This window comes from Ligilactobacillus sp. LYQ60, from assembly GCF_045033015.1.
In the GTDB taxonomy this organism is placed as follows: domain Bacteria; phylum Bacillota; class Bacilli; order Lactobacillales; family Lactobacillaceae; genus Ligilactobacillus.
Genome location: NZ_JBJFZV010000001.1, coordinates 60170 through 79415 on the forward strand (window position 1 = coordinate 60170; position 19246 = coordinate 79415).

22 protein-coding genes and 1 tRNA gene are annotated in these 19246 nt (G+C 37.4%); 14 read left to right on the plus strand and 9 right to left on the minus strand.

Annotated elements, in window-relative coordinates:
* Window positions 1–6: 6 nt before the first annotated feature.
* The 4 genes from ACI3EZ_RS00245 (at window position 7) to ACI3EZ_RS00260 (ending at window position 3502) form a co-directional block, all read left to right on the plus strand.
* Entirely contained in the window at window positions 7–483 is a 477-nt protein-coding gene (locus ACI3EZ_RS00245) for a hypothetical protein (protein WP_405024072.1), read from the plus strand.
* Window positions 484–537: 54 nt separating this feature from the next.
* The gene (locus tag ACI3EZ_RS00250) at window positions 538–1074 is read left to right on the plus strand and encodes a hypothetical protein (RefSeq protein ID WP_405024071.1); all 537 of its coding nucleotides are present in this window, start codon (window positions 538–540) and stop codon (window positions 1072–1074) included.
* A 58-nt stretch (window positions 1075–1132) separates the two neighbouring features.
* Window positions 1133–2104: a hypothetical protein gene (locus tag ACI3EZ_RS00255; protein WP_405024070.1), complete on the plus strand. Its 972-nt coding sequence runs from the start codon at window positions 1133–1135 to the stop codon at window positions 2102–2104.
* A 204-nt stretch (window positions 2105–2308) separates the two neighbouring features.
* A complete protein-coding gene (locus ACI3EZ_RS00260) occupies window positions 2309–3502 on the plus strand; it encodes an MFS transporter (protein WP_405025141.1) in 1194 nt (397 codons plus the stop codon).
* Window positions 3503–3719: 217 nt separating this feature from the next.
* Here ACI3EZ_RS00260 and ACI3EZ_RS00265 read toward each other — a convergent pair whose 3' ends face one another.
* Together ACI3EZ_RS00265 and ACI3EZ_RS00270 are read right to left on the minus strand one after the other, a co-directional pair.
* Complete coding sequence (locus tag ACI3EZ_RS00265) at window positions 3720–4451, minus strand: alpha/beta fold hydrolase (RefSeq protein WP_405025142.1); 732 nt, start codon at window positions 4449–4451, stop codon at window positions 3720–3722.
* A gap of 25 nt (window positions 4452–4476) precedes the next feature.
* Complete coding sequence (locus tag ACI3EZ_RS00270; RefSeq protein ID WP_405025143.1) at window positions 4477–4782, minus strand: hypothetical protein; 306 nt, start codon at window positions 4780–4782, stop codon at window positions 4477–4479.
* 190 nt (window positions 4783–4972) lie between these two features.
* On the opposite strand from ACI3EZ_RS00270, the gene ACI3EZ_RS00275 reads away from it, so the two are divergent.
* A complete protein-coding gene (locus tag ACI3EZ_RS00275) occupies window positions 4973–5332 on the plus strand; it encodes a hypothetical protein (RefSeq protein ID WP_405025144.1) in 360 nt (119 codons plus the stop codon).
* Between the two features lie 494 nt (window positions 5333–5826).
* Window positions 5827–6321, plus strand: a complete 495-nt coding sequence (locus ACI3EZ_RS00280; RefSeq protein WP_405024064.1) for an isochorismatase family protein — start codon at window positions 5827–5829, stop codon at window positions 6319–6321.
* Window positions 6322–6429: 108 nt separating this feature from the next.
* On the opposite strand, the gene ACI3EZ_RS00285 is transcribed toward ACI3EZ_RS00280, so the two are convergent.
* Window positions 6430–6873 carry a hypothetical protein gene (locus ACI3EZ_RS00285; RefSeq protein ID WP_405024063.1) on the minus strand — a complete coding sequence of 148 codons (444 nt, stop codon included), beginning with the start codon at window positions 6871–6873 and terminating at the stop codon, window positions 6430–6432.
* Entirely contained in the window at window positions 6860–7075 is a 216-nt protein-coding gene (locus ACI3EZ_RS00290) for a helix-turn-helix transcriptional regulator (RefSeq protein ID WP_405024062.1), read from the minus strand. Before ACI3EZ_RS00290 ends, ACI3EZ_RS00285 begins: the two co-directional genes overlap by 14 nt.
* A gap of 1010 nt (window positions 7076–8085) precedes the next feature.
* Between ACI3EZ_RS00290 and ACI3EZ_RS00295 the strand changes: the two genes are divergently transcribed.
* The 3 genes from ACI3EZ_RS00295 (at window position 8086) to ACI3EZ_RS00305 (ending at window position 10151) form a co-directional block, all read left to right on the plus strand.
* Window positions 8086–8604, plus strand: a complete 519-nt coding sequence (locus tag ACI3EZ_RS00295; protein ID WP_405025145.1) for an ATP-binding cassette domain-containing protein — start codon at window positions 8086–8088, stop codon at window positions 8602–8604.
* A gap of 54 nt (window positions 8605–8658) precedes the next feature.
* Window positions 8659–9567, plus strand: coding sequence for an ATP-binding cassette domain-containing protein (locus tag ACI3EZ_RS00300; protein ID WP_405025146.1), 909 nt, complete (start codon window positions 8659–8661; stop codon window positions 9565–9567).
* Between the two features lie 377 nt (window positions 9568–9944).
* On the plus strand, window positions 9945–10151 hold the full coding sequence (locus tag ACI3EZ_RS00305; RefSeq protein WP_405025147.1) for a hypothetical protein: 207 nt from the start codon (window positions 9945–9947) through the stop codon (window positions 10149–10151).
* 1458 nt (window positions 10152–11609) lie between these two features.
* On the opposite strand, the gene ACI3EZ_RS00310 is transcribed toward ACI3EZ_RS00305, so the two are convergent.
* Window positions 11610–11771 (minus strand): hypothetical protein, encoded by a 162-nt coding sequence (locus ACI3EZ_RS00310; protein ID WP_405025148.1) that lies wholly within the window; start codon window positions 11769–11771, stop codon window positions 11610–11612.
* On the minus strand, window positions 11768–13201 hold the full coding sequence (locus ACI3EZ_RS00315; protein WP_405025149.1) for a DNA methylase: 1434 nt from the start codon (window positions 13199–13201) through the stop codon (window positions 11768–11770). Before ACI3EZ_RS00315 ends, ACI3EZ_RS00310 begins: the two co-directional genes overlap by 4 nt.
* 289 nt (window positions 13202–13490) lie before the next feature.
* Between ACI3EZ_RS00315 and ACI3EZ_RS00320 the strand changes: the two genes are divergently transcribed.
* From ACI3EZ_RS00320 to ACI3EZ_RS00335, 4 genes are all read left to right on the plus strand, one after another.
* Entirely contained in the window at window positions 13491–13877 is a 387-nt protein-coding gene (locus ACI3EZ_RS00320; RefSeq protein WP_405024054.1) for a GntR family transcriptional regulator, read from the plus strand.
* A complete protein-coding gene (locus ACI3EZ_RS00325; protein ID WP_405024053.1) occupies window positions 13855–14724 on the plus strand; it encodes an ATP-binding cassette domain-containing protein in 870 nt (289 codons plus the stop codon). Before ACI3EZ_RS00320 ends, ACI3EZ_RS00325 begins: the two co-directional genes overlap by 23 nt.
* A 2-nt stretch (window positions 14725–14726) precedes the next feature.
* A complete protein-coding gene (locus ACI3EZ_RS00330; RefSeq protein WP_405025150.1) occupies window positions 14727–15392 on the plus strand; it encodes a hypothetical protein in 666 nt (221 codons plus the stop codon).
* Between the two features lie 411 nt (window positions 15393–15803).
* A complete protein-coding gene (locus ACI3EZ_RS00335) occupies window positions 15804–15932 on the plus strand; it encodes a hypothetical protein (protein WP_405024051.1) in 129 nt (42 codons plus the stop codon).
* A 50-nt stretch (window positions 15933–15982) separates the two neighbouring features.
* Here ACI3EZ_RS00335 and ACI3EZ_RS00340 read toward each other — a convergent pair whose 3' ends face one another.
* The 3 genes from ACI3EZ_RS00340 to ACI3EZ_RS00350 all read right to left on the minus strand — a co-directional run bounded on the left by ACI3EZ_RS00340 (window position 15983) and on the right by ACI3EZ_RS00350 (window position 17971).
* A complete protein-coding gene (locus ACI3EZ_RS00340) occupies window positions 15983–16402 on the minus strand; it encodes a YjdF family protein (RefSeq protein ID WP_405025151.1) in 420 nt (139 codons plus the stop codon).
* Between the two features lie 664 nt (window positions 16403–17066).
* A tRNA-Ser gene (locus ACI3EZ_RS00345) sits at window positions 17067–17153 on the minus strand.
* 59 nt (window positions 17154–17212) lie between these two features.
* Window positions 17213–17971, minus strand: a complete 759-nt coding sequence (locus ACI3EZ_RS00350) for a DeoR/GlpR family DNA-binding transcription regulator (protein ID WP_405025152.1) — start codon at window positions 17969–17971, stop codon at window positions 17213–17215.
* 190 nt (window positions 17972–18161) lie between these two features.
* On the opposite strand from ACI3EZ_RS00350, the gene ulaG reads away from it, so the two are divergent.
* Window positions 18162–19238 (plus strand): L-ascorbate 6-phosphate lactonase, encoded by a 1077-nt coding sequence (gene ulaG / locus ACI3EZ_RS00355; protein WP_405025153.1) that lies wholly within the window; start codon window positions 18162–18164, stop codon window positions 19236–19238.
* The last annotated feature ends 8 nt before the right edge of the window (window positions 19239–19246 follow it).

Below are 19246 nucleotides of genomic sequence, written 5' to 3' on the forward strand. Positions count from 1 at the left end.
TATTGCGTGGTTAACGGTAATGTGGTGATCGAAGTAACGTCCCCTAGTCCTGGGAGTGGGGATGAGTCTTTTTCAAAAAATATAAAAACATACGTCTTAATTATGGTGTTTGTAGCGATTAGTATGCTTATATTTTTATCATTAAATTCGCCGTTAGAAATTGATTTTAATCGAAGGGTACTTATTCCTCATAATTCTCTTAACTTGAATATAGGAGGAGTAGGTGATTCTACGAAAAACACAATTGAAATAAGTTTTGATGACGTCTTAGCCATCAATGTTTCCGGGTTAAGTACTAATTTTATAAACTATAAATGTGCTGTTCTTACAGTAAAAACCAAGGAAATCCATGATTGTAGTATGAGCGATATTACCAAGGGTGCCAACGCCCTTACAGTAAGTTTGTATTACCTAACTCATAAAAGTCGTAAGGAGTTGCGTTCAGCAATCAATAGGTTACAGGTAGAATTAGGTTTAGAGTGAGTTGGCTGTTCTCTTTACTTAGATAATAAATATCAGGGTGAAGGAGATAGGGGTTTGAAGAGAAATAGGTGGCTTATTGTTTTTGTGTGCATGTTAATGTTTTTTACACCAACCGTTGCATTGGCGCGAGGCTTTCACGGAGGTGGCCATGTCGGCGGAGGTCGTTTTGGTGGCGGACATACAACGCATACGTTTCATGATGATGAAGGAACGGGCGGGCATGCCTTTCATGACGATGATGAGGACGGGACGCACACGCATTTAGATGATGACGAAACGGGTGATGAGCCGCAATCGTTTGGATCAAGAGTAAAGGATACTCTTAATTATTTGATTCCGCGAACGTGGCATGGTCACCGTTCTTCTTACTATCATGTAGATAGTGTTACATACTATGATAACCAGGAAACGGCGTTGGACCAGTTGATGGACTGGATGGAAGATCTTTGCATTGTTTACTTTGTGTTTGCTGTGGTATGGGCCTTTATTCCGGAGAGATGTAGGTTAAAGATAGCGGTGAAACGGATGAAAAACAAGGTTAGCGATTCAATTAGCAGGCATAATAGACAGCACGGTGACAACATTCGGTAAATAACTCTTAATCGTCTGTTGATATTCAAAATTCCAATATTAATGGAGGTTAATAACGATGACTGAAGAAAAACGAAAATTAAAGAACCAACGTAGTGTTTTTAAGAACGGTTCACCATTATCTAAAAAGCTATTCGTTAGTCTTGTAATTGGGTTTATTTTGACCGGGTTAGTTGGTTCGTTTTGGTGTGCGCGGTATGTCTTAACTGGTGCTGGTCCTTGGATATTGGTTTTTACGTTAGGAGGAGCATATGTAATTTATATTATTCCGGAAATTTTAATGGGGATTACGCTAATAAAGAGAAGCAAAATATTGATGATTGCTTCCATAATCGTTAATATTATTTATTTGTTTACTTTTAATGGCCTTTTTCACCGCCCATTTGTTTATGATGACGAGGGTGGAATTCAGTATCATTATGCTTTTACTTGGCGGTTTGTTTCATTAAGTTGTTTGATTATTAGTACTGCGTTAGGAATCGTTTTATTGATCTTAATTAATCGCGCGAAGTGGTCACGGGAAAAGAATAGGGCTGCTTTATGGGTAATTGTAATTATTAGTTGCGGATTAATTGGAAGTATTGGAATAATAACTATAACCCAACAGCGGTCAACATTAGTAATGATGAAAAAAGAATACACTAAGAATCGAAAATCATATGAAAATGAGCAGTTGTCAGAATTGAGTTCCGATGTATCGGGGATTAAAACAGCAAAGTTTGCAGTCATTCCAACTTCAAAAATCACCTTGAACGAAACAGATGTATGTGGGGACGCGCAAAATATTCAAGATAATGTTGTTTTAATTGGAATTAACGGTAAATCAATTTCAAGTTATGATTATGATTATCTAACTGACGAAGCAAGTGAAAACGAACCATTTGGTAAACGGCAAGAATTGGCTGCCAAATATAATTTAACAATGCGACAGCACGAAAAAAAGGATCATCAAGCAGGAAAACACATTAAAAAGACGGAAATTTATTGGACAGAAAAGCAAATTGATAAGTATCAAAAAATTGGAAATTAAAATAGCGGCTATTTTTGGGAAAATCAGGGATTATTGGGATAATTTGAACTTTGCCGTTAATTTTTGGGGTGAGACGAGGGATACGGACACTGTTACTCGTGATCTTAAAAGTGCTAGCAATAGGCCGCGTAATGTGGTTGTTATGCCGTGTAAGGATAATATCTTAGTCGGTTTGTTACAAAATATTTTGAGGAATAGTTAATTATGGAACAAAAAACACCAAAACAAGTAACTGCACCGTTATTTCTCCTGACGGGTTATGGAATTTCTTTGCTTGGCGATATTATCTATTCTTACGGATTGAATTGGTTTTTGGTCCAGTTAACCGGAAATACAGGACTGCTGGGGCTGGTTAATGGGGTAAGTTCGCTTGTTTTAATCGTTTCTAATATTATTGCGGGGCCGATTGCTGATTCAAAGAACCGAAAGGCCATTATGATGATAGCTGATCTTCTTAGTGCAGTTGTATGCATACTAAGCGGGTTGTTGTTTAGTAATCCAATCGAACATACCGCTTTGTTAATTCTGGTTAGCTCGGTTTTGAACGTTTCTTTGTCCTTTAATTCACCCGCTGCAAAAGCGATCGTTCCGGAAGTTCTTTTTCACGATAAAATTGAAGCTTTTAATTCTATTCAAAATACATTGTCAAGCTTAATAAAAATTGGTGGTCCATTATTCGGTGCGGTCCTTGCAAATCATAGTAATAACTTTAAAGAATTTCTTTTTATAAACGGGATAACCTTTTTGGTATCTAGTGGGTTAACGTTATTTGTTAGGTACAGGGTAACCATTCATCCTGATAAAGAAGCAACAATTATCGCTGATCTCTTAAAAGGTTTACGGTACGTTAAACAAGAAATAACGCTATTCAGTTTAATTGTGCTGGTAATGCTGATTAACTTCTTTATGGAAGGTTTTATGTTATTGCTGCCGTACATTGTTAAAACTGTTTTGAACAGGGGAAGTAGTCAGTATAGTTTTATCTTAAGCTTAACTGCCGTAGGGGGAGTTATTGGCGGAATAATTTTATCTGCTAGTAAAAAGAATGGTAAAAAAGAAATAAAATTTAAAACGGACATCATTATTTTAGGCATTGCATTCTTTATAGTCGGTTTTTTGAAAAATTACCCGGCGTTAATAGCGTTGGCGTTTATTAACGGTTACATTGAAACGCAGTTTAACGCTAAAGCATTTACGTTGATTCAGTTGAGTGCTAAAAAAGAATTTTTGGGCCGTGTTTTTTCAGTTCTGTTTGTTGCGTGTTCCCTTTTAACACCCATCGCAGATTTTATTTTTGGAAAAACAATTCCTTATTTGAATTGGGGATGTATGCAGGTTATTGCACTGGGTATAATCGGATCGGTTATTATTTCGTCCATTAGAAAGGAAACGAGATGATCAATTATATTGCTTGAATGTAAAGCATACTGCTTAAAATAAGCATGTATTCCCTCAGTAATAGAGTTTGATAAGAATTTTTTATACGATACTATTGCTAAAGTTTAATAGGAGTATTGCGAAATCTTGCTAATTCTTTCCACTATAGGCTGTATTGTCATCTTCTTAATACGGTGACGTTAATATAAAAAACAGGGATGATACAATATCACCAATATTAATCATAATTATTGAGTTTATTTATCATTTGAGTGAATTCGACCGGATGGGTTAGCGTGAGTTCCCCGTGGTAATAGTTAGTTAGAGGGATGATTTTAGCGTTACGGAAATTCTTCAAAAGGTAATGGCTTGATTTAATAATTATTTTTTTCTCACTTGTTCCATATACAATAAATGTTTTTCCGTTAAAGTCAATGGGGATGAGTTTTCTAGCGTCAAACGTTGTATTTGCCGTTAACGTATTAATCAGTGTTTGTTTGGAAATGCTTTTAACTTCTTGGTCATAGGATGAATATTCATTTGATGGTAAATGAAGGGCAGCTGCTTGTAACCGGTTGAATTGCGTGAATCGTGTCAAGGAGTAGCTCAAACTAGTAAGTGGTTTAATTACTTTATGAATTGGTTGAGGAAAAGCAGCACAACTTTCCAACAATAGGTTAGTGCATATGGTGGGATAAGATGAAATTAGGTTTAATGCAATTTGAGCGCCAATGCTTAATCCCGCTAATGTTTGAATGTGACCTTGGAATTTAGCGGTAATTAATTCATGTAGTTGTTGGCTTGCATCCGTCATTGTTGTAAAGTTGGGGAGAACGTCGGGAATAATTATATAGAAATTTTTTGAAATTAATGGAATTATTTGCTGATAAGCCCATGCTCCCAATCCAGCACCTGGGAGTAAGCATAAGACGGGCTTTTTTGAGTTACCATAGGCCTGGTATGTGATCATGCTGGGGAACTCCTTTCAATTAATATTAATGGTTATGTTGGTATGCCTTCCGATATCCTTCTATATAATCAATAATTTCGTGCAGTTTGCCATTGAAAAGTTGATTAATCCACCTCAAAAGTTTTAGTGGAACAAATTTAAACCTGTTAAAACTATCTGATAGTCCTTTCTTATACCCTAAATCGAAGTCGTTTGTTTCGTCTCTTGTAACGTTGTCGTATTTGTAAGTATCTTCATGCCGACGTTGATTAGAATCGTAGGATGAATAAGCATTATCGTAATCACCGCTCTCATAATGCTTTTTTACATAATCGTGCAGATTGATTTTCATTTTAATCTTCCTTTGCTAGGGATTAGTTTCGATTAACGTTGTAGATTATAACATTTTGATTATTAAGTGTCACAGAATTATATGAAAACACAATTAATATCTATTTAAATGTAAAGATTATGGTAGACAATTAGTTTGTTTATAAGTATTATGTTGATAAACAAACTAAAGCTGCCATGGGGGAGTTATTATGAAAAATTTGGTTAAATTGACGGATGATTCCTTAACGGTTGTCCCACAAGGGATGGGGCATATTTTAACGCTTAAGGGGAAGATAACTGTCCCATTAAAATGTGTTACAAAGGCAACTGTCTCTACTGATATTTTTTCCCGTCCTTTAAAAGCGTTTCGGTCACCAGGGACGAGTATTCCGGGGGTTTATTACGCCGGAACGTATTATCAAGATCACCATAAGCTCTTTCTTAATGTAAAGCGAACGCAAACGCCACTTGTTATTCAGCTCCATGACGCTGAATACGAGCAACTAATTCTAGGAGTGACTGATCCAACAGCACTTGCTCAGCAAATCAACGTAGCGATTCGGCAGTGATTAAATTGAAATTGCGCTGTATTAAGCAGTAAGGCCATATGATATTAACCAGAAACAGTAATATCAAGGATTTCACAAATTCTGACATTTATAGTCGTTAATAATCGTGTGTCATTATTTTTTTACTGGGAGAAATTTTCAGTCATTCTGAGAACCAAGAGAGCGTTGATATTATGGCGGTGTTAGATTACTGTATTATTTATTTTGTTCTTTCCATTATAAAAATAAAGTGATATACTTCACAACGATAGGAGTACATAAGGCACCATAGCAAAACAATCTCCTTTTTACCGTTTATTAGCATGTTTGCAATTATGCCCTATGTCCTTTTAAAAAGGCGACGTTAACGGATAGTGAGTTCTTTCTGTTAACGCCGTTTTTGTATATATTAAATATTGTCGAGAAGGTTCTATGTTTATTTGTTACGTGGTAGACTATCCACATGTAAAAATTAAAAATGTATTTATCAGATTAACAGAAGGAGTAGGGTTAACATGGGGCGAGCGTTGTTAGTAATTGACATGCAAAATGGTGTTTGTACTCAGGAGCTTTATAATCAAAAAAAGGTAACTATGGCTGTTAACAACCGAATTCATGAATTTCGGAAGCAACGGGGTCCGATAGTTTTTATTCAACACAATGATGAAGAGTTAGTTACCGGGACAAAAAAGTGGCAGATAACACCATTAATTGATTATTGCGCTGATAAAGATATTACTGTGCAAAAGTACCATGCTGATTCTTTTTATCAGACGGAGTTAACGAAAACGTTAGCAGGGCTAAACGTGACTGAATTAGAAATTACCGGGTTATGCGTTGAATACTGTGTAGATACCACGATTCGGGTAGCGCATGATTTGGGATATTCATTGACAATGTATAAGGGGACCACATCAACTTATGATAATGAATTTTTGTCAGCGGAAAAGATGTTAGCTTATTATTACCAGATGTGGGATAACCGTTTTTTGACGTTGCGTGATAATTAAATAGGTAGTGTTGATTCATCTGTAATAGTTGTAAAAAAGGCGGGAGTCGAAGCTCTCGTCTTTTTACTTTGCAAAAACGTTGGACTTAAAGTGCTGTCAGAATGATTATTATTTACTAGTAAGATACCAATAAAAACCTAGAACCAACCATTCATGAGCAATTATAATTGCTATGATAATCGTCACAACAATAGGGAGAGAAACCGTTAAAGCTGTAGTAGCATTGGCAAATGATAATATGAAAATAATGATGATCGCTACTCCCATGGTTGCTTGTCCAGCAATATAACCGGCGCTTAGTATTAAATTTTGTTCGCGTTCATCACCAATTGGATAAGTTGGGCGGGCGTGTAAAGCCCAGAATCTTTGGTGCGAATTTGGCGCTTTTTTGTGGAGCATGAATATTCGAGTAAACGCAAAGGCTACCATTGAAAGGGAGCAAATTGCGAATGGAATGTGAGTATTAACGAAGATTACCGTGCCGCAAAAACAAATTAAAAGGCCCGTCATTGTAATTGCTCTGAGTAATAATTGTTTTTTAATCCATGTCATTTTTATCAACACCTTTCATTGTAAACAGTTCATCAACGGTTACGTTAAGAAGATTAGCCAAAGTGAATGCCAACTCTAATGAAGGGGAATATTTTGCATTCTCAATCGCATTAATTGTTTGGCGGGTTACGCCAGCCAATTCTGCTAATTTTCCTTGTGAATAGCCGTATCGCTTGCGTAACTGCAAGATTCGATTTTGCACGGTGCCACCTCCGATGTAAAATTTATTTTACACATATAGTTATATATTAGCGTTGTGCTGGTGTCAAATATATTTAACACTGATATAACTATATATCCATTATGGGAGATTATTTAGCATGTTTTTGGAGAACCAACCCCAGGCATAACATAGAATAGGTGAAAGCTAGATATTATTTTTATAAGCATTTCAGGATGTACTTATAAAATAATAGAGTGTATTTTATACGCAATACTTTAAATGCAGGAATCTGATGTTTGTCCCATATCATTTTAGATATGCTGCAGCATTAGACACAATATTACCGTTTTTTCGTAAAAATAAGATCACTAGAGTAAAACCCTAGTGATCCTATATTATTTTGCGAACAACAAAATAATCGAGTTAGACAGTCCATAATAAGTACATTAACCGTTTAAAACCGCTATAAAACTTAAGTAGACGGTTAACAGGACATATGCTATCCTACACGAGTGAGCCAGAGAAATTCTGTCTCCAAGTTTTTTCCCTATGGGCTCACAACATATTTTTACTAAACGGCGACATTACCAGTAGTTATCTTTTTATTTCTCAGTCTACTGGGTGTCGTCAATTTTTTACTATCAATGAGTATACATGTCAAATGTGATAAAAACGTGCAAAACCAACGGGGAATGTTTAAGAAATAGTTACGAAAAAAGCTAGGCTAAATTTGTTTGGGCAAACTTTCATATGTTTTGCCTATTTTTTTCGCGTTGTTTTAAAACACATTGAATTTTTTCTTCAAATCCATTTAAAGCGGCGTACGGCAAAGAAATTGCCGCGCGTTCTTTTTGAGGCATTCGCGGATAGCGGAGATGGGATTGGTAGTCAGCGTTAATCAGTGTAGCTTGATTATGGATTACAAGAATAAAATCTAAAACTTTATTTAGACTAACAAATTGAGGCAAATAAGGTTGTTGCCATATTAAAACATAATTATAAATCTAATTGTTATATAATCGAGTAAAAAGGAAGGGGAATAAAAATTAATGGGGTCAATAGGAATTAAAAGACTAAGTTTTAAATACGACGATCAAGATGAACCATTATTTGATAACGTTAATTTAAATTTAGATAGTTCGTGGCGCTTAGGGTTAATTGGAAGAAATGGAAGGGGGAAAACAACCTTCTTAAATCTTTTGAGGGGAAATTTGGATTATAAGGGGAAAATTGATCACAAACAAGCATTCACGTACTATCCCCATAAAGTACGTGATGTTGATAATTATACTCTCTATGCATTACAACAGGTTAGCCAGTTTGAAGAGTGGCAGTTAGAACGTGAGTTAAATTTAATGGGCGTAGATTTAGATTTGTTATGGAAACCGTTTAAAAAATTATCAGGTGGAGAAAAAGCCAAGCTATTGTTAGCGCTTTGTTTTATAGAAAGTGACTCCTTCCCGTTATTGGATGAGCCTACGAATCATCTGGATGTAGAAGGGAGACGGGAAGTTGCGCAATACCTGTTGAAAAAAAGTGGCTTTATTCTGGTTAGTCATGATTCATAAATTTTAAATACAGTCTGTGACCATATATTAAGTATTGAGAGCAAAAACATTTATTTGTATCGGGGGAACTATAAAACCTTTAAGGCGGAGAAGAAACGCCGTGATGAAAAAAACGTAAAGGATAATATTCAGATAAAGAAGGAAATTAGTATACTAACAAATTCGTTAAATCAAAAGAAACAATGGGGGAATAAAAGGGAGAAAGAGAAAAGTAAGCGGAAGGATAATGCAAAAAAGGACAAGGGATTTGAAGGCGCTAGATCAGCAAGGCTGATGAAGAAGATGAACAACATGAAGAAGGCAGTTGATCATAAAATACAAGATAAAAAAGGTTTATTGAATGATGTTGAATTTATGGATAAGTTGAGTTTAAATTTTAGTCCTACAAGAAAAGAAAAATTACTACGACTACAGGATTTTTCGTTGAGCTACGGTAACGGTAAGTTATTTGTGCCGATAAGCTTCGAACTAAAAAGGAATGATTGCATTGCATTAGTTGGGGAAAACGGGGTAGGAAAGACAAGCTTAATTAATGCTATTTTAGGGGACTTTAAAGGTGAAATAGTCGGATCTTTGCATAAGGCTAAGGACCTAAAAATAAGCGTCGTGCGCCAAGAATTTAATTATCGGGGTTCATTGAAAGATTTTGCCCAGACGAATAGGATTAACTTTAACGCTTTTTTGAATAACTTGCATAAATTGGGTTTCAAAAGAAGGATGTTTAATAAAAGAATTGAACATATGAGTAGCGGACAACAAAAACGGGTTGCGTTAGCAAAATCGTTAACAGAGAACGCCGAGTTATATATCTGGGATGAGCCGTTAAATTATCTAGATGTTTATAACAAACAACAGTTGCAAGATATGATATTGGAATTTTCTCCTACGATGTTACTTATTGATCATGATGTTGATTTTATAAATAAAATTGCCGGCAAAAAGATAGAATTAAAAAACAGTTAGTATCCGTGGGGTAATCGGTAAAACCGTTTGGTGTTCAAGTAAATGCAATATTATAAAAGCGAACGATTAGTTTCGTGCAGATTTTCGAAAGAATAAGTGTAGTGTATGTTGCTTTTTTAATGTTTATGGTGTGGGGTATAAAAATTTTCTATATTACTTATATTACTAATCAATCCATTGAACGTTATGATTTAAATATCAGCATAAAAAATTATGAGTAGTGAGATGAAAAAATAAGTTTGAAAGAATTTGAATGTAAAAGGAATAATAGTATCCTGCGGGGTTATATTGATGTTCCTAATAAAAAATTAATAACTGATATTATAATTTTGCTACATGGATTTGGAGCAGATTGTGGGCGAACAGCTGGTTCTTTAATGGCTGACTGTGCCAAGGATTTGGGGCGTGCGGGTTATTGTAGTATCCGATTTGATTTTTATGGTTGTGGGAAAAGTGACGGGGCGTTTAAACAGATGACGTTATCATCGCAATTGAGTGACGTTGTTGCGGTAGTTCAAATGACGCGGGGTTTGTACCCGATGGCTAAGATTACGTTATTTTCACCAATTTTTTTATTACTATAAAGTTGAAAAGTAATTCCTGGGAATCTTACTGGTTACCATTTTTGTTAAAAATCTAATAACTTTTTTTAGGCATGTCTCTCGTGTATAGACTTTCTAATACGGTTTTTGCAAATAATCCATCATATCTTGGTTAACGTCATACATGTGGTGGAAGTAATCAAAATAATCGAGGCGTTCACCATGTCCTTCTTCATAAAACTGTCCGCATGATTCTATTGCAAACTTGGTTAGTTTCACATCCTGTCTTGGCACATGGCACGGGTTACGTTGTAATGTAGCCAGGTCGATGTACGTAAAATAATTAGCTTGGTGGTTCGAGCGTTTAGAGTGTGTTGTTATGGTTATTTCTTATGCCTTTATATTAACCGTATAACGACTATTTTCCACTTTTATTACATTCTTTTTTAGGGACGGGGCCGTTGGTACGGTAGGTAATTTTTATTTTATTTGCAAATGAGATGGATTTTACCAGAGGCGATTGGTTGATTAATTTGCATGGTGGTCGTGGACAAAAGCAGCTGACTTTTGTTAATTTAACTAGTCAATGGATGGATAAAAACCGGATGCAAATTAAATAGGTGAAGAGTTGATTTGATTTGATTTATTCTGACCGATAAAGGAAAAATTCGGGTGAACAGTTTATGGACATCGAGTTAATTTCAGAACATGGTGAGTAGTTAAAAGGCCGGTTCCGGTATAACTTTTTATCTTCGAAATTGACATGGTTAGGGAGTGAATGGGGTTAAACACGCCTTCTCGGTTGGATAGTGAATGCGTATTGTTTCGAAATTGCATCGTATATTGAAAGCAGTTCGCATTATAATTACGTGTTATTTGATAAATAAGGGTGCAAGTCATAACTACTGTGGTATCACGCCGCCATACATATAACTCGATTGTTGCTCATATGAGTGTGCTCGCAAGCAGCCATTTATATGGCATGCTAGAAGCCCGGAAAAAGGAGAATAATAAAGCACATTTGCGTTATTTCAATTCACGGGTTAGCGACATGGAGGGGGTATTCGCAATAGAGCAGCCGCTGATTTAGATAAGTTGCTAAGATTAGCTGAAAAACGGAAAAATTAGTTAAAAATTGACAACTGATTGGAAAAATAATACATTATTCTACAAAAAAAAGAGCATTAAATTAAATCTAGTGCCTTTTAATAACTGTTACTTTGTGAAACTATTATAAAACTTGATTAGAATAATGAATCTAAGAGTGATATTCTAATCATAAGGCCACGTAATGCATTTCCTTTGTACGTGACTTTCTTCATTAACACTTTAGATGGCGTTATCGAATAGTACCTTTAGCACGTTGCTACTCGACAACGCCATTTAGCGTATCATGATATGTATAGTTACGGTGTGAATTTTTTGTGTTTTTGGAAAAATTTTAATTTTTAGTACTATGCGACTACATATTAGGTGACCTTTCGTAATTTTTGTTTATTTTTAATTACCGTGTTGTTTTAAAACATATTGAATTTTTTCTTCAAATCCATTTAAAGCGGCGTACGGCAAGAAAATCGCCGCGCGTTCTTTTTGAGGCATTCGCGGATAGCGGAGGTGGGATTGGTAGTCAGCGCTAATTAGTGTAGCTTGATTGTATATCATGCGTGGTGTCCTCCAATCTGTTGGTTACGTTCTTGTGTGCGGGCGTAGGGTGCTAAGTCCTCAGCTGTGAGTAGGGCGTTTTTTCCAAAACGACTATGAATATCGAGGGTGGTTTGCTGTAATTGCTCCTCTTTGTGGTGGTTATGTGGCGCTTTCTGTTCAAACAGATTGGTTTGTAGGCACTCAAACTCCTGGGTAAAGTGATCGTGGATATCAATGGCTGTGAGGCTAATTTTCCGGATTAAACAGTGCGAGTTAACTTGGTCGCAGAAGGCGTTTCGGAGAGCTCGTTGAATGATAGATGTTAAGTTAGTTTGCTGCGGTAGGTTAACCGTTGCGTGTAGCCGATGCTTCGTTAGGGGTACCGGTGTTTTTTTATCGTAACGAACACTGAGGATGATTTGCTTGGTTCCTTGGCGGTGTTTCGTCAAACGTAGAGCAAGCTCCGCACTCATTTCGTTAATAATCGTTAATCCTTCGGCAAACGTATACGGGCGGGGCAATACCTGACCGACCGAAAGGCTTTGATGTTCGGGACGGTACTGTTTAATGTCCTGAATGGTTAAAGGTTCCATGCCCCAAGCATGGTCGATTAATAATTCTGCCTTAATGCCAAATGTCCGATAGAGGAGGTCCGCGTTATATTTCTGGTCGAGTGTTCCCACCGAACAGGCGGCGATTTCACCCATAGTATGCAGCCCTAACTGATTAAGCCGATGCGCGTAACCGGGACCGATTTGCCAGAAATCTGTGAGGGGTTGGTGGTTCCATAGTCGTTGCCGGTATTCCTTGACCGATAGAGTGGCGACCTTGTAACCCGTCTGTGTCGGCGTCATCCGTTTAGCCATAATATCCATCGCTATCTTGGCTAAGTAAAGGTTCGGGCCGATTCCGACAGTGGCAGTAATTCCGGTAGCATTAAAGACGTCGTTAATCATCCGGTCGGCGAGCTCTTGGGCCGTGCAATCGTACATTGTTAGGTATCCAGTGGCGTCAATAAAGGCTTCATCAATCGAATAAACGTGAATGTCTTCCGGTGCAATGTAGTTAAGATAGATCCCGAAAATTTGGGCACTCACATCTTCGTATAATTCCATTCGTGGTTTGGCAACCACAAAATCTAGTCCCATGGCTGGGTTATGTAAAATATCGGGACGGTAAATTGAGGAATAAATTAGTCGTTTACCCAGCACCCGTTGCACTCGTTGGTGGTTAAACTGACGAACAATTTCTTTAACTTGGAAGAGACGCGGGCGTCCCGGAACACCAAAGGCTTTTAGAGCGGGAGAAACCGCTAAGCAAATGGTTTTATCCGTGCGCGATTCATCAGCAACTACTAGATTAGTGGTTAACGGATCGTAGCCTAAGGCACGGCATTCCACACTGGCGTAAAAGGATTTTAAGTCAATTGCAATGTAAACCTTATTCATGCTATTCCTCCTATCGAACAAGTGTTCGCATATACTAATATAGTCATTTCTTGTCTTAAAATCAACTCTCTTATTAAAGAATCATCGATTCTGAACTAACTAATATTGCTGGTTATATTGGTAGTACTAAGAAAAGTAAAGTGATTAGGATGTTGTGAGTAATAATGCTAGTTGGGCGATCGCTACATACTTGTCGCTTTTAATTTTGAAAAAAATAATTGACAAAGTGGTGGAATCTTATATACTTAGTTACATAAGTAGTTAACCACTTAAGACGGAAGGTGTGGTAATGGAGTTTAAATTTAATACGAAAGAGCCATTGTATCGCCAAATTGCCCATCAATTAGAGGAAATGATTTTTGTGCAGGAGTTGGTTGAGGGAGAACAAGTTCCTTCTACAACACAGCTTTCACAGGAATTAAGTATCAACCCAGCAACAGTGTTAAAGGGGATGAATTTGTTAGTTGGTGCGGGTTTAATTGAAAAACGTCGTGGAATGGGAATGTTTGTTTGTGTTGGAGCTTATGAAAAAGTCATGGCTCAGCGTCAAAAAAGTTTTTATCAGGATTACGTCAAAGGGATGTTACGGGAGGCTAAGAAATTGCATATATCGAAAAAAAGTCTCTTGGACATGATTGAGCGGGGGAATTATGATGACGAGGTTAACGGTAAATAATCTTACAAAAACATTTAATCAGCAACCAATTTTAGAGGATATTTCGTTTGAGCTAACAGGTAACAAAATATATGGTTTGTTAGGCCGAAATGGTGTTGGGAAAAGTACATTGTTAAATTGTATTTGCGATCGGCTGTTGTTTCGTGATGGAGCTATTTTACTCGATGAGCAACCGCTGCATAATAATTCTCATCAATTACATCAGATTTATTTAATGAATGACAATTCGTCAATGTATTATGGATGGGAAACTGTCTTGGATTTATACCAATATAATGATGTCGCATACGGGAATTTTAATTATGAAGAAGCACACCGATTAGCACATAGTTTCCAAATTGATGAACATCAACGGTTTAAAAATTTATCAACGGGGCTGCGAACGGCGGCTAAATTAATCTTAGCTTTTTGTACTAATGCGCAGATTATTTTACTTGATGAACCAACATTGGGGTTAGATGCTGCCCTGCGTAATACGTTTTACCGCGAATTGATTAAAACCTATAATGAACGCCCACGCATTTTTGTGTTGTCAACTCATTTAATTAACGAGGTGCAGAATCTAGTAGAAGATGTGTTGGTTTTAGATAATGCACGATTACAATTTAACCAGTCGGCCGAGGACCTGTGTAAGAAAGTTACACAGATCCGGGGATCACGACAGGAGATTGAACGTTTACTTGGATCATCAGTTAACTTATTTAATCCAATAACAGTTGGACAGCAGGTAATGGTTAATGTCAAAACAGAATTATTACGGGGGAAAAATATCCCTGAAACGGTTACGGTACAACCGGTTGATTTGCAAACAGCATTTATTACTTTAACGGCAAATGGGGAGGAATAGGTATGAAGCAGGTCTTTAAACTATTAAGGTGTACATGTCATAATCGAGCGCGTCAGGTTTTTATCGCAACGGCAATTTTTATTAGTGTATTGCTTTTAGGAAATATTATTAGCGGATTTAAAGCAATTATCGAAGCACGGTATTGGATGAGCATGATAAATGGCCTGATTCTTTTCATGTTGGCAGTATCACTTCTGTATGGATTCTTCACGCAGTACAAAGATTATTTGGTTGCAACGCAGTTAGGTTTTTCGCGAACAATCTTTTGGTGGGTGAAGGTAATTGAAGTAGTAGTAATTACCTTATTAATTACTATTTTTGCAGTAGTTAATTTGCGCGTTCAACATGCCAATGCACGGATCTTAATGTTATTAATTAGTAGTGTTGTAGTGAGTTGCTTTGTTGTTACAGCTACGTTTTTTGCCTTGAGTAGCTTCTTGGCGCTATTTAAACGACTGGGAAAAGCAGTAATGTTAGTTGTTATATATTTGGTCCTGTACGGCTTTTTTAAGATTGCAAGTAGCCTGCCAACCGTAGTTAGTTTGATTCAACGAGTGCTTAGTTCAAACATGTACATCTCTTTTTACGTCGGGTGTACGTTATGGATAGTGTTAATGTTTGCAGTTTCATATGAGTGTGCACGGTTAATGCAAGTGCGGCGGGGTTAACGTAAAGGAAACGTCTCTAAACGGGGACGTTTTTTAATTTAGGCAGTTATAAATAAAATAAATTGAAGAGAGATGGTCTCAAATAAACGACAATAATTCGAAAAATAGGCGCTATTCATTTATTGGACATTACCGGTGCTGTATTAATAGTTTTAAAAAATATGGAGTGGGTAACAACCATTCTTATTTTTATGAGGTGATTAGGGGATGCAGCTGGTTAAAGCGTTTTGCATTATTATAGTTGATTACGGCGTACAAGGACGGGGAGGGACACGGGCACAGACACAAGTAATGTAGAAAACGGCAATCCTTTCGACAGGTGAAGTTCTTCGTGACGGGAAGGGTGAACCACGCCGGGACTTTTAAGGGGATAAACGAATCCCGGCTGCGCAGCTTTTAGATGCAGCGACAATGAAATTAAAGCAGCTGCCCGGTGAGTTAGGATTAACGCCAGCGTCATGTGCTAATTTAATTAATATGTTGGCTGATAAAACGGATGATGTGGATATTGGCGAAGTGATGCAGCAGTTTTTTAGATAACAAAAACCAAAATAAAAGCATGATCGTTTATATAACGATCATGCATGGTGCTAATGACCACGATGTTTTTTGTGATGTTTAGCAATTCGCTTTTGATATCGAAGCTCTTGTGCTAGTCGTTTCTCAGTAGAACGCTGCGTTTTACGAATTTTCTTTTTTTCTTCAAATTGTTTTTGCAAAATGTATTGTGCTTTAGTACTGATACCGCGTGATTTCATTATTTTGTTGGCCAAACGTTGGGTGCGTTTGGGATTGATATGTTTTGTAATTATCCGTGTTTTGTCTGGCTCATAATGAAAATGAAACCGATGATAATTCTGATTTATCAGCTTTAGGATTAATGATGTTTTAGGCTCCGAACTGCCAAGTGTAACGGATGCTACCGAATAATTTTTATCATCGTGGCGTTCCCAAATGGCCTTGTAAAAGCTGCCGTCGAAAATAATTGTTAGACAAGATTGAATAGCCATCATGTCCCCTCCTTAAATTAGATCAAGAAAGCGGGACATCCCGGAGGGGAAGGATACTGATCAGTTTTAACTGACGTCCGGACTACCAACCGAACTGTGTTTTTGCTTTCGGAGTTATAGTACCATAGTGGTAAGAACAAGTAAAAAACCGCCAGTGACACTGTAGTTTAGTCTCTCTGAATTCTACTGGTATGATTTAATATTTTATTATATCGACGGGGTTAGGGAGAGCAAATAAAAAAGGGCGCTCCAAACGGAACGCCCAGACGGTTTCGTGACAGAGTGCGTCGACATTTTCATACTCATTGTGCCTGTATTACAGCATATATTAATCGAAAAGAGTGGTAGTAGTGGGTAAAATGAAGTATCACGCAATTACTTGGCAACCGCTCCGGCTGGGGGTGTTACGTAGGCGATACATTAAATAGTATTCGGAATGTGAACCTGATTTACCCGGATGAAAAATTGAATTTTTGATAAAACGACCTCTCACCAAGATAGTAGGAAGTCTTTTTTTTGCATACATAATGGATTGATTTTTATTATGAGCGCTTTTGTTCTCAGTTTTTGTAAAAACACACGAAAACATATGGTTCACTAAAAAGTAGAACCCCGTAAAATCAACATTTTACGGGGTTTCGTGATAACATATGATTCATTAAAAAGGAGAGTACAGGATTTGAACCTGCGCGCCGGTACTACCGGTTCGCCGGATTTCGAGTCCGGTGCATTACCACTCTGCCAACTCTCCGTAACGCTATTTATTATAAAAGGTTCGTGAGAAAGTTGCAACAATCATTTGATTGGTGGTTACACGCATAGTTGACTGACCTGGATTCCTTTGTTTTGGAGTTGGGTGATTTGTTGTTTATCAACAAATGTATCAGTAATCATAATGTCAATATCTTCTGGATCAGCAATTTTTAAGTTGGAAACATTGCCAATTTTCGCGTAACTAGTAACTAGGATTACTTTCTTTGAGTGATTCACGATTACACGGTTAATTCGTGCTCCTTCAATTTTGGAAGTTGTTACACCGTCGTTAGGAGTAATTCCGTCACATCCGATAATAGCATAATCGGCGTGAAAGCCATTAAACGAATTAAATGCAAGGTCACCAGCCATCATCTTAGTCGATGGGTAATACCGCCCGCCACTCAAAATGAGGTTAGTACTGGTAGGAAGTTTTTCGTGAAGCACGTTAAGGTTATTGGTAACCACGGTAACGTTTTGTGCCGTAAGGTAATTAACTGTTTTAATGGCTGTTTTACTTGAATTAATAAAAAGTACAGTGTTGTCTTTAACGTACTTAGCTGCTTCGGCCGCCAGGATATCTTCAATTGAATTAATGGATAAATTGTGTTCATTGCTTGTTGGATTAAGGATGCTTAGAATTCCCTTATGCCGGCTAATAATTCCCATCTTTTCAAGAACGGCGCAGTCTCGCCGTGCCGTCATTTCAGAGATGTTAAGTTGTTTGCTTAGTTCTGTTAGTGATATCGAGTGGGCAGCAACGAGCTGTTTAATTTGTTGGCGCCGTGCGTGAATTTCCTTTGTTGATCTTTTCATGATAACCCTCCAATAATATAACCTCTGACTTAATTATAACTTATTATGTGTTAATTTTCATATAAATATATATTTTTAGTATATATGTTATTTTTATGCGAAAACTATCAAAAATAACATATCGTAGTGTTGAAATCGGTTACATTGATTTGTATAATAGACATGTAGTTGGGAAATGGAGGGGTTTATGATGAGTAAAAAAATTACAAATGTGAATGACGTTACGCGGGAAAATTGGATTTTAAGTACTTTTCCGGAATGGGGACAGTGGTTAAACGAAGAAATCGAAAACACAACTGTTCCTGAAAATAACTTTACGATGTGGTGGTTAGGTAACACTGGTTTATGGATTAAGACCCACGAAAACACCAACATTGTTTGTGATTTATGGTGTGGTTCGGGGAAACGGACCCATGGTGATGGCAAGATGCGTGCTGGCCATCAGATGATGCGGATGAGTGGGGTAAATAATGTTCAACAAAATTTGCGAATTTCACCGTTTGTTATTGATCCATTCAAGATGAAAGATGTTGACGCTTTGGTTGTGACACATACGCACTCAGATCACCTGGACATTAATACTGCAGCAGCCGTTTTAAAGCAGGGCGGTAAAGACGTTAAGTTTATTGGCCCGGCCGAAGTTGTTAAGACGTGGATTAAATGGGGGGTTCCTGCTGGCCAAACAATCACCGTTAAGCCTGGTGATGAAGTTCAGGTTAAGAGCGTTAAGATCAAGGCTTTCCAGGCATACGATCGGACAGAGTTAGTGACAGCTCCGGTTGGCGAAACACTGAAGGGGAAGATGCCACAGGATATGGACCCGTTGGCCGTTAACTACTTATTTAAAACGTCTGGTGGAAATATTTACCATGCTGGTGATTCGCACTACTCGAACTACTTTGCTAAGGATGGTAACGAAAATAAGATTGACGTTGCACTGGGAGCATACGGTGAAAACCCACGAGGAATTCAAGATAAAGTAACATCCGTTGATATCTTGCGGATGGCTGAGGACCTCAAGACAAAGGTTATGATTCCTGTTCACTACGATGTATGGTCTAATTTCCAGGCAGACCCAAAGGAAATCGTCGAACTGTGGAAGATGAAGAAGGACCGACTTGATTACAAATTCCAACCATTTATTTGGCAAGTTGGTGGAAAGTACACCTACCCACAAGATGTTGGCAAAATTGAATATCATTACCCACGTGGTTTTGAAGACGTCTTTACGAAGGAACCGGATTTACCGTTCCCGTCATTGCTATAAGCAGGTAC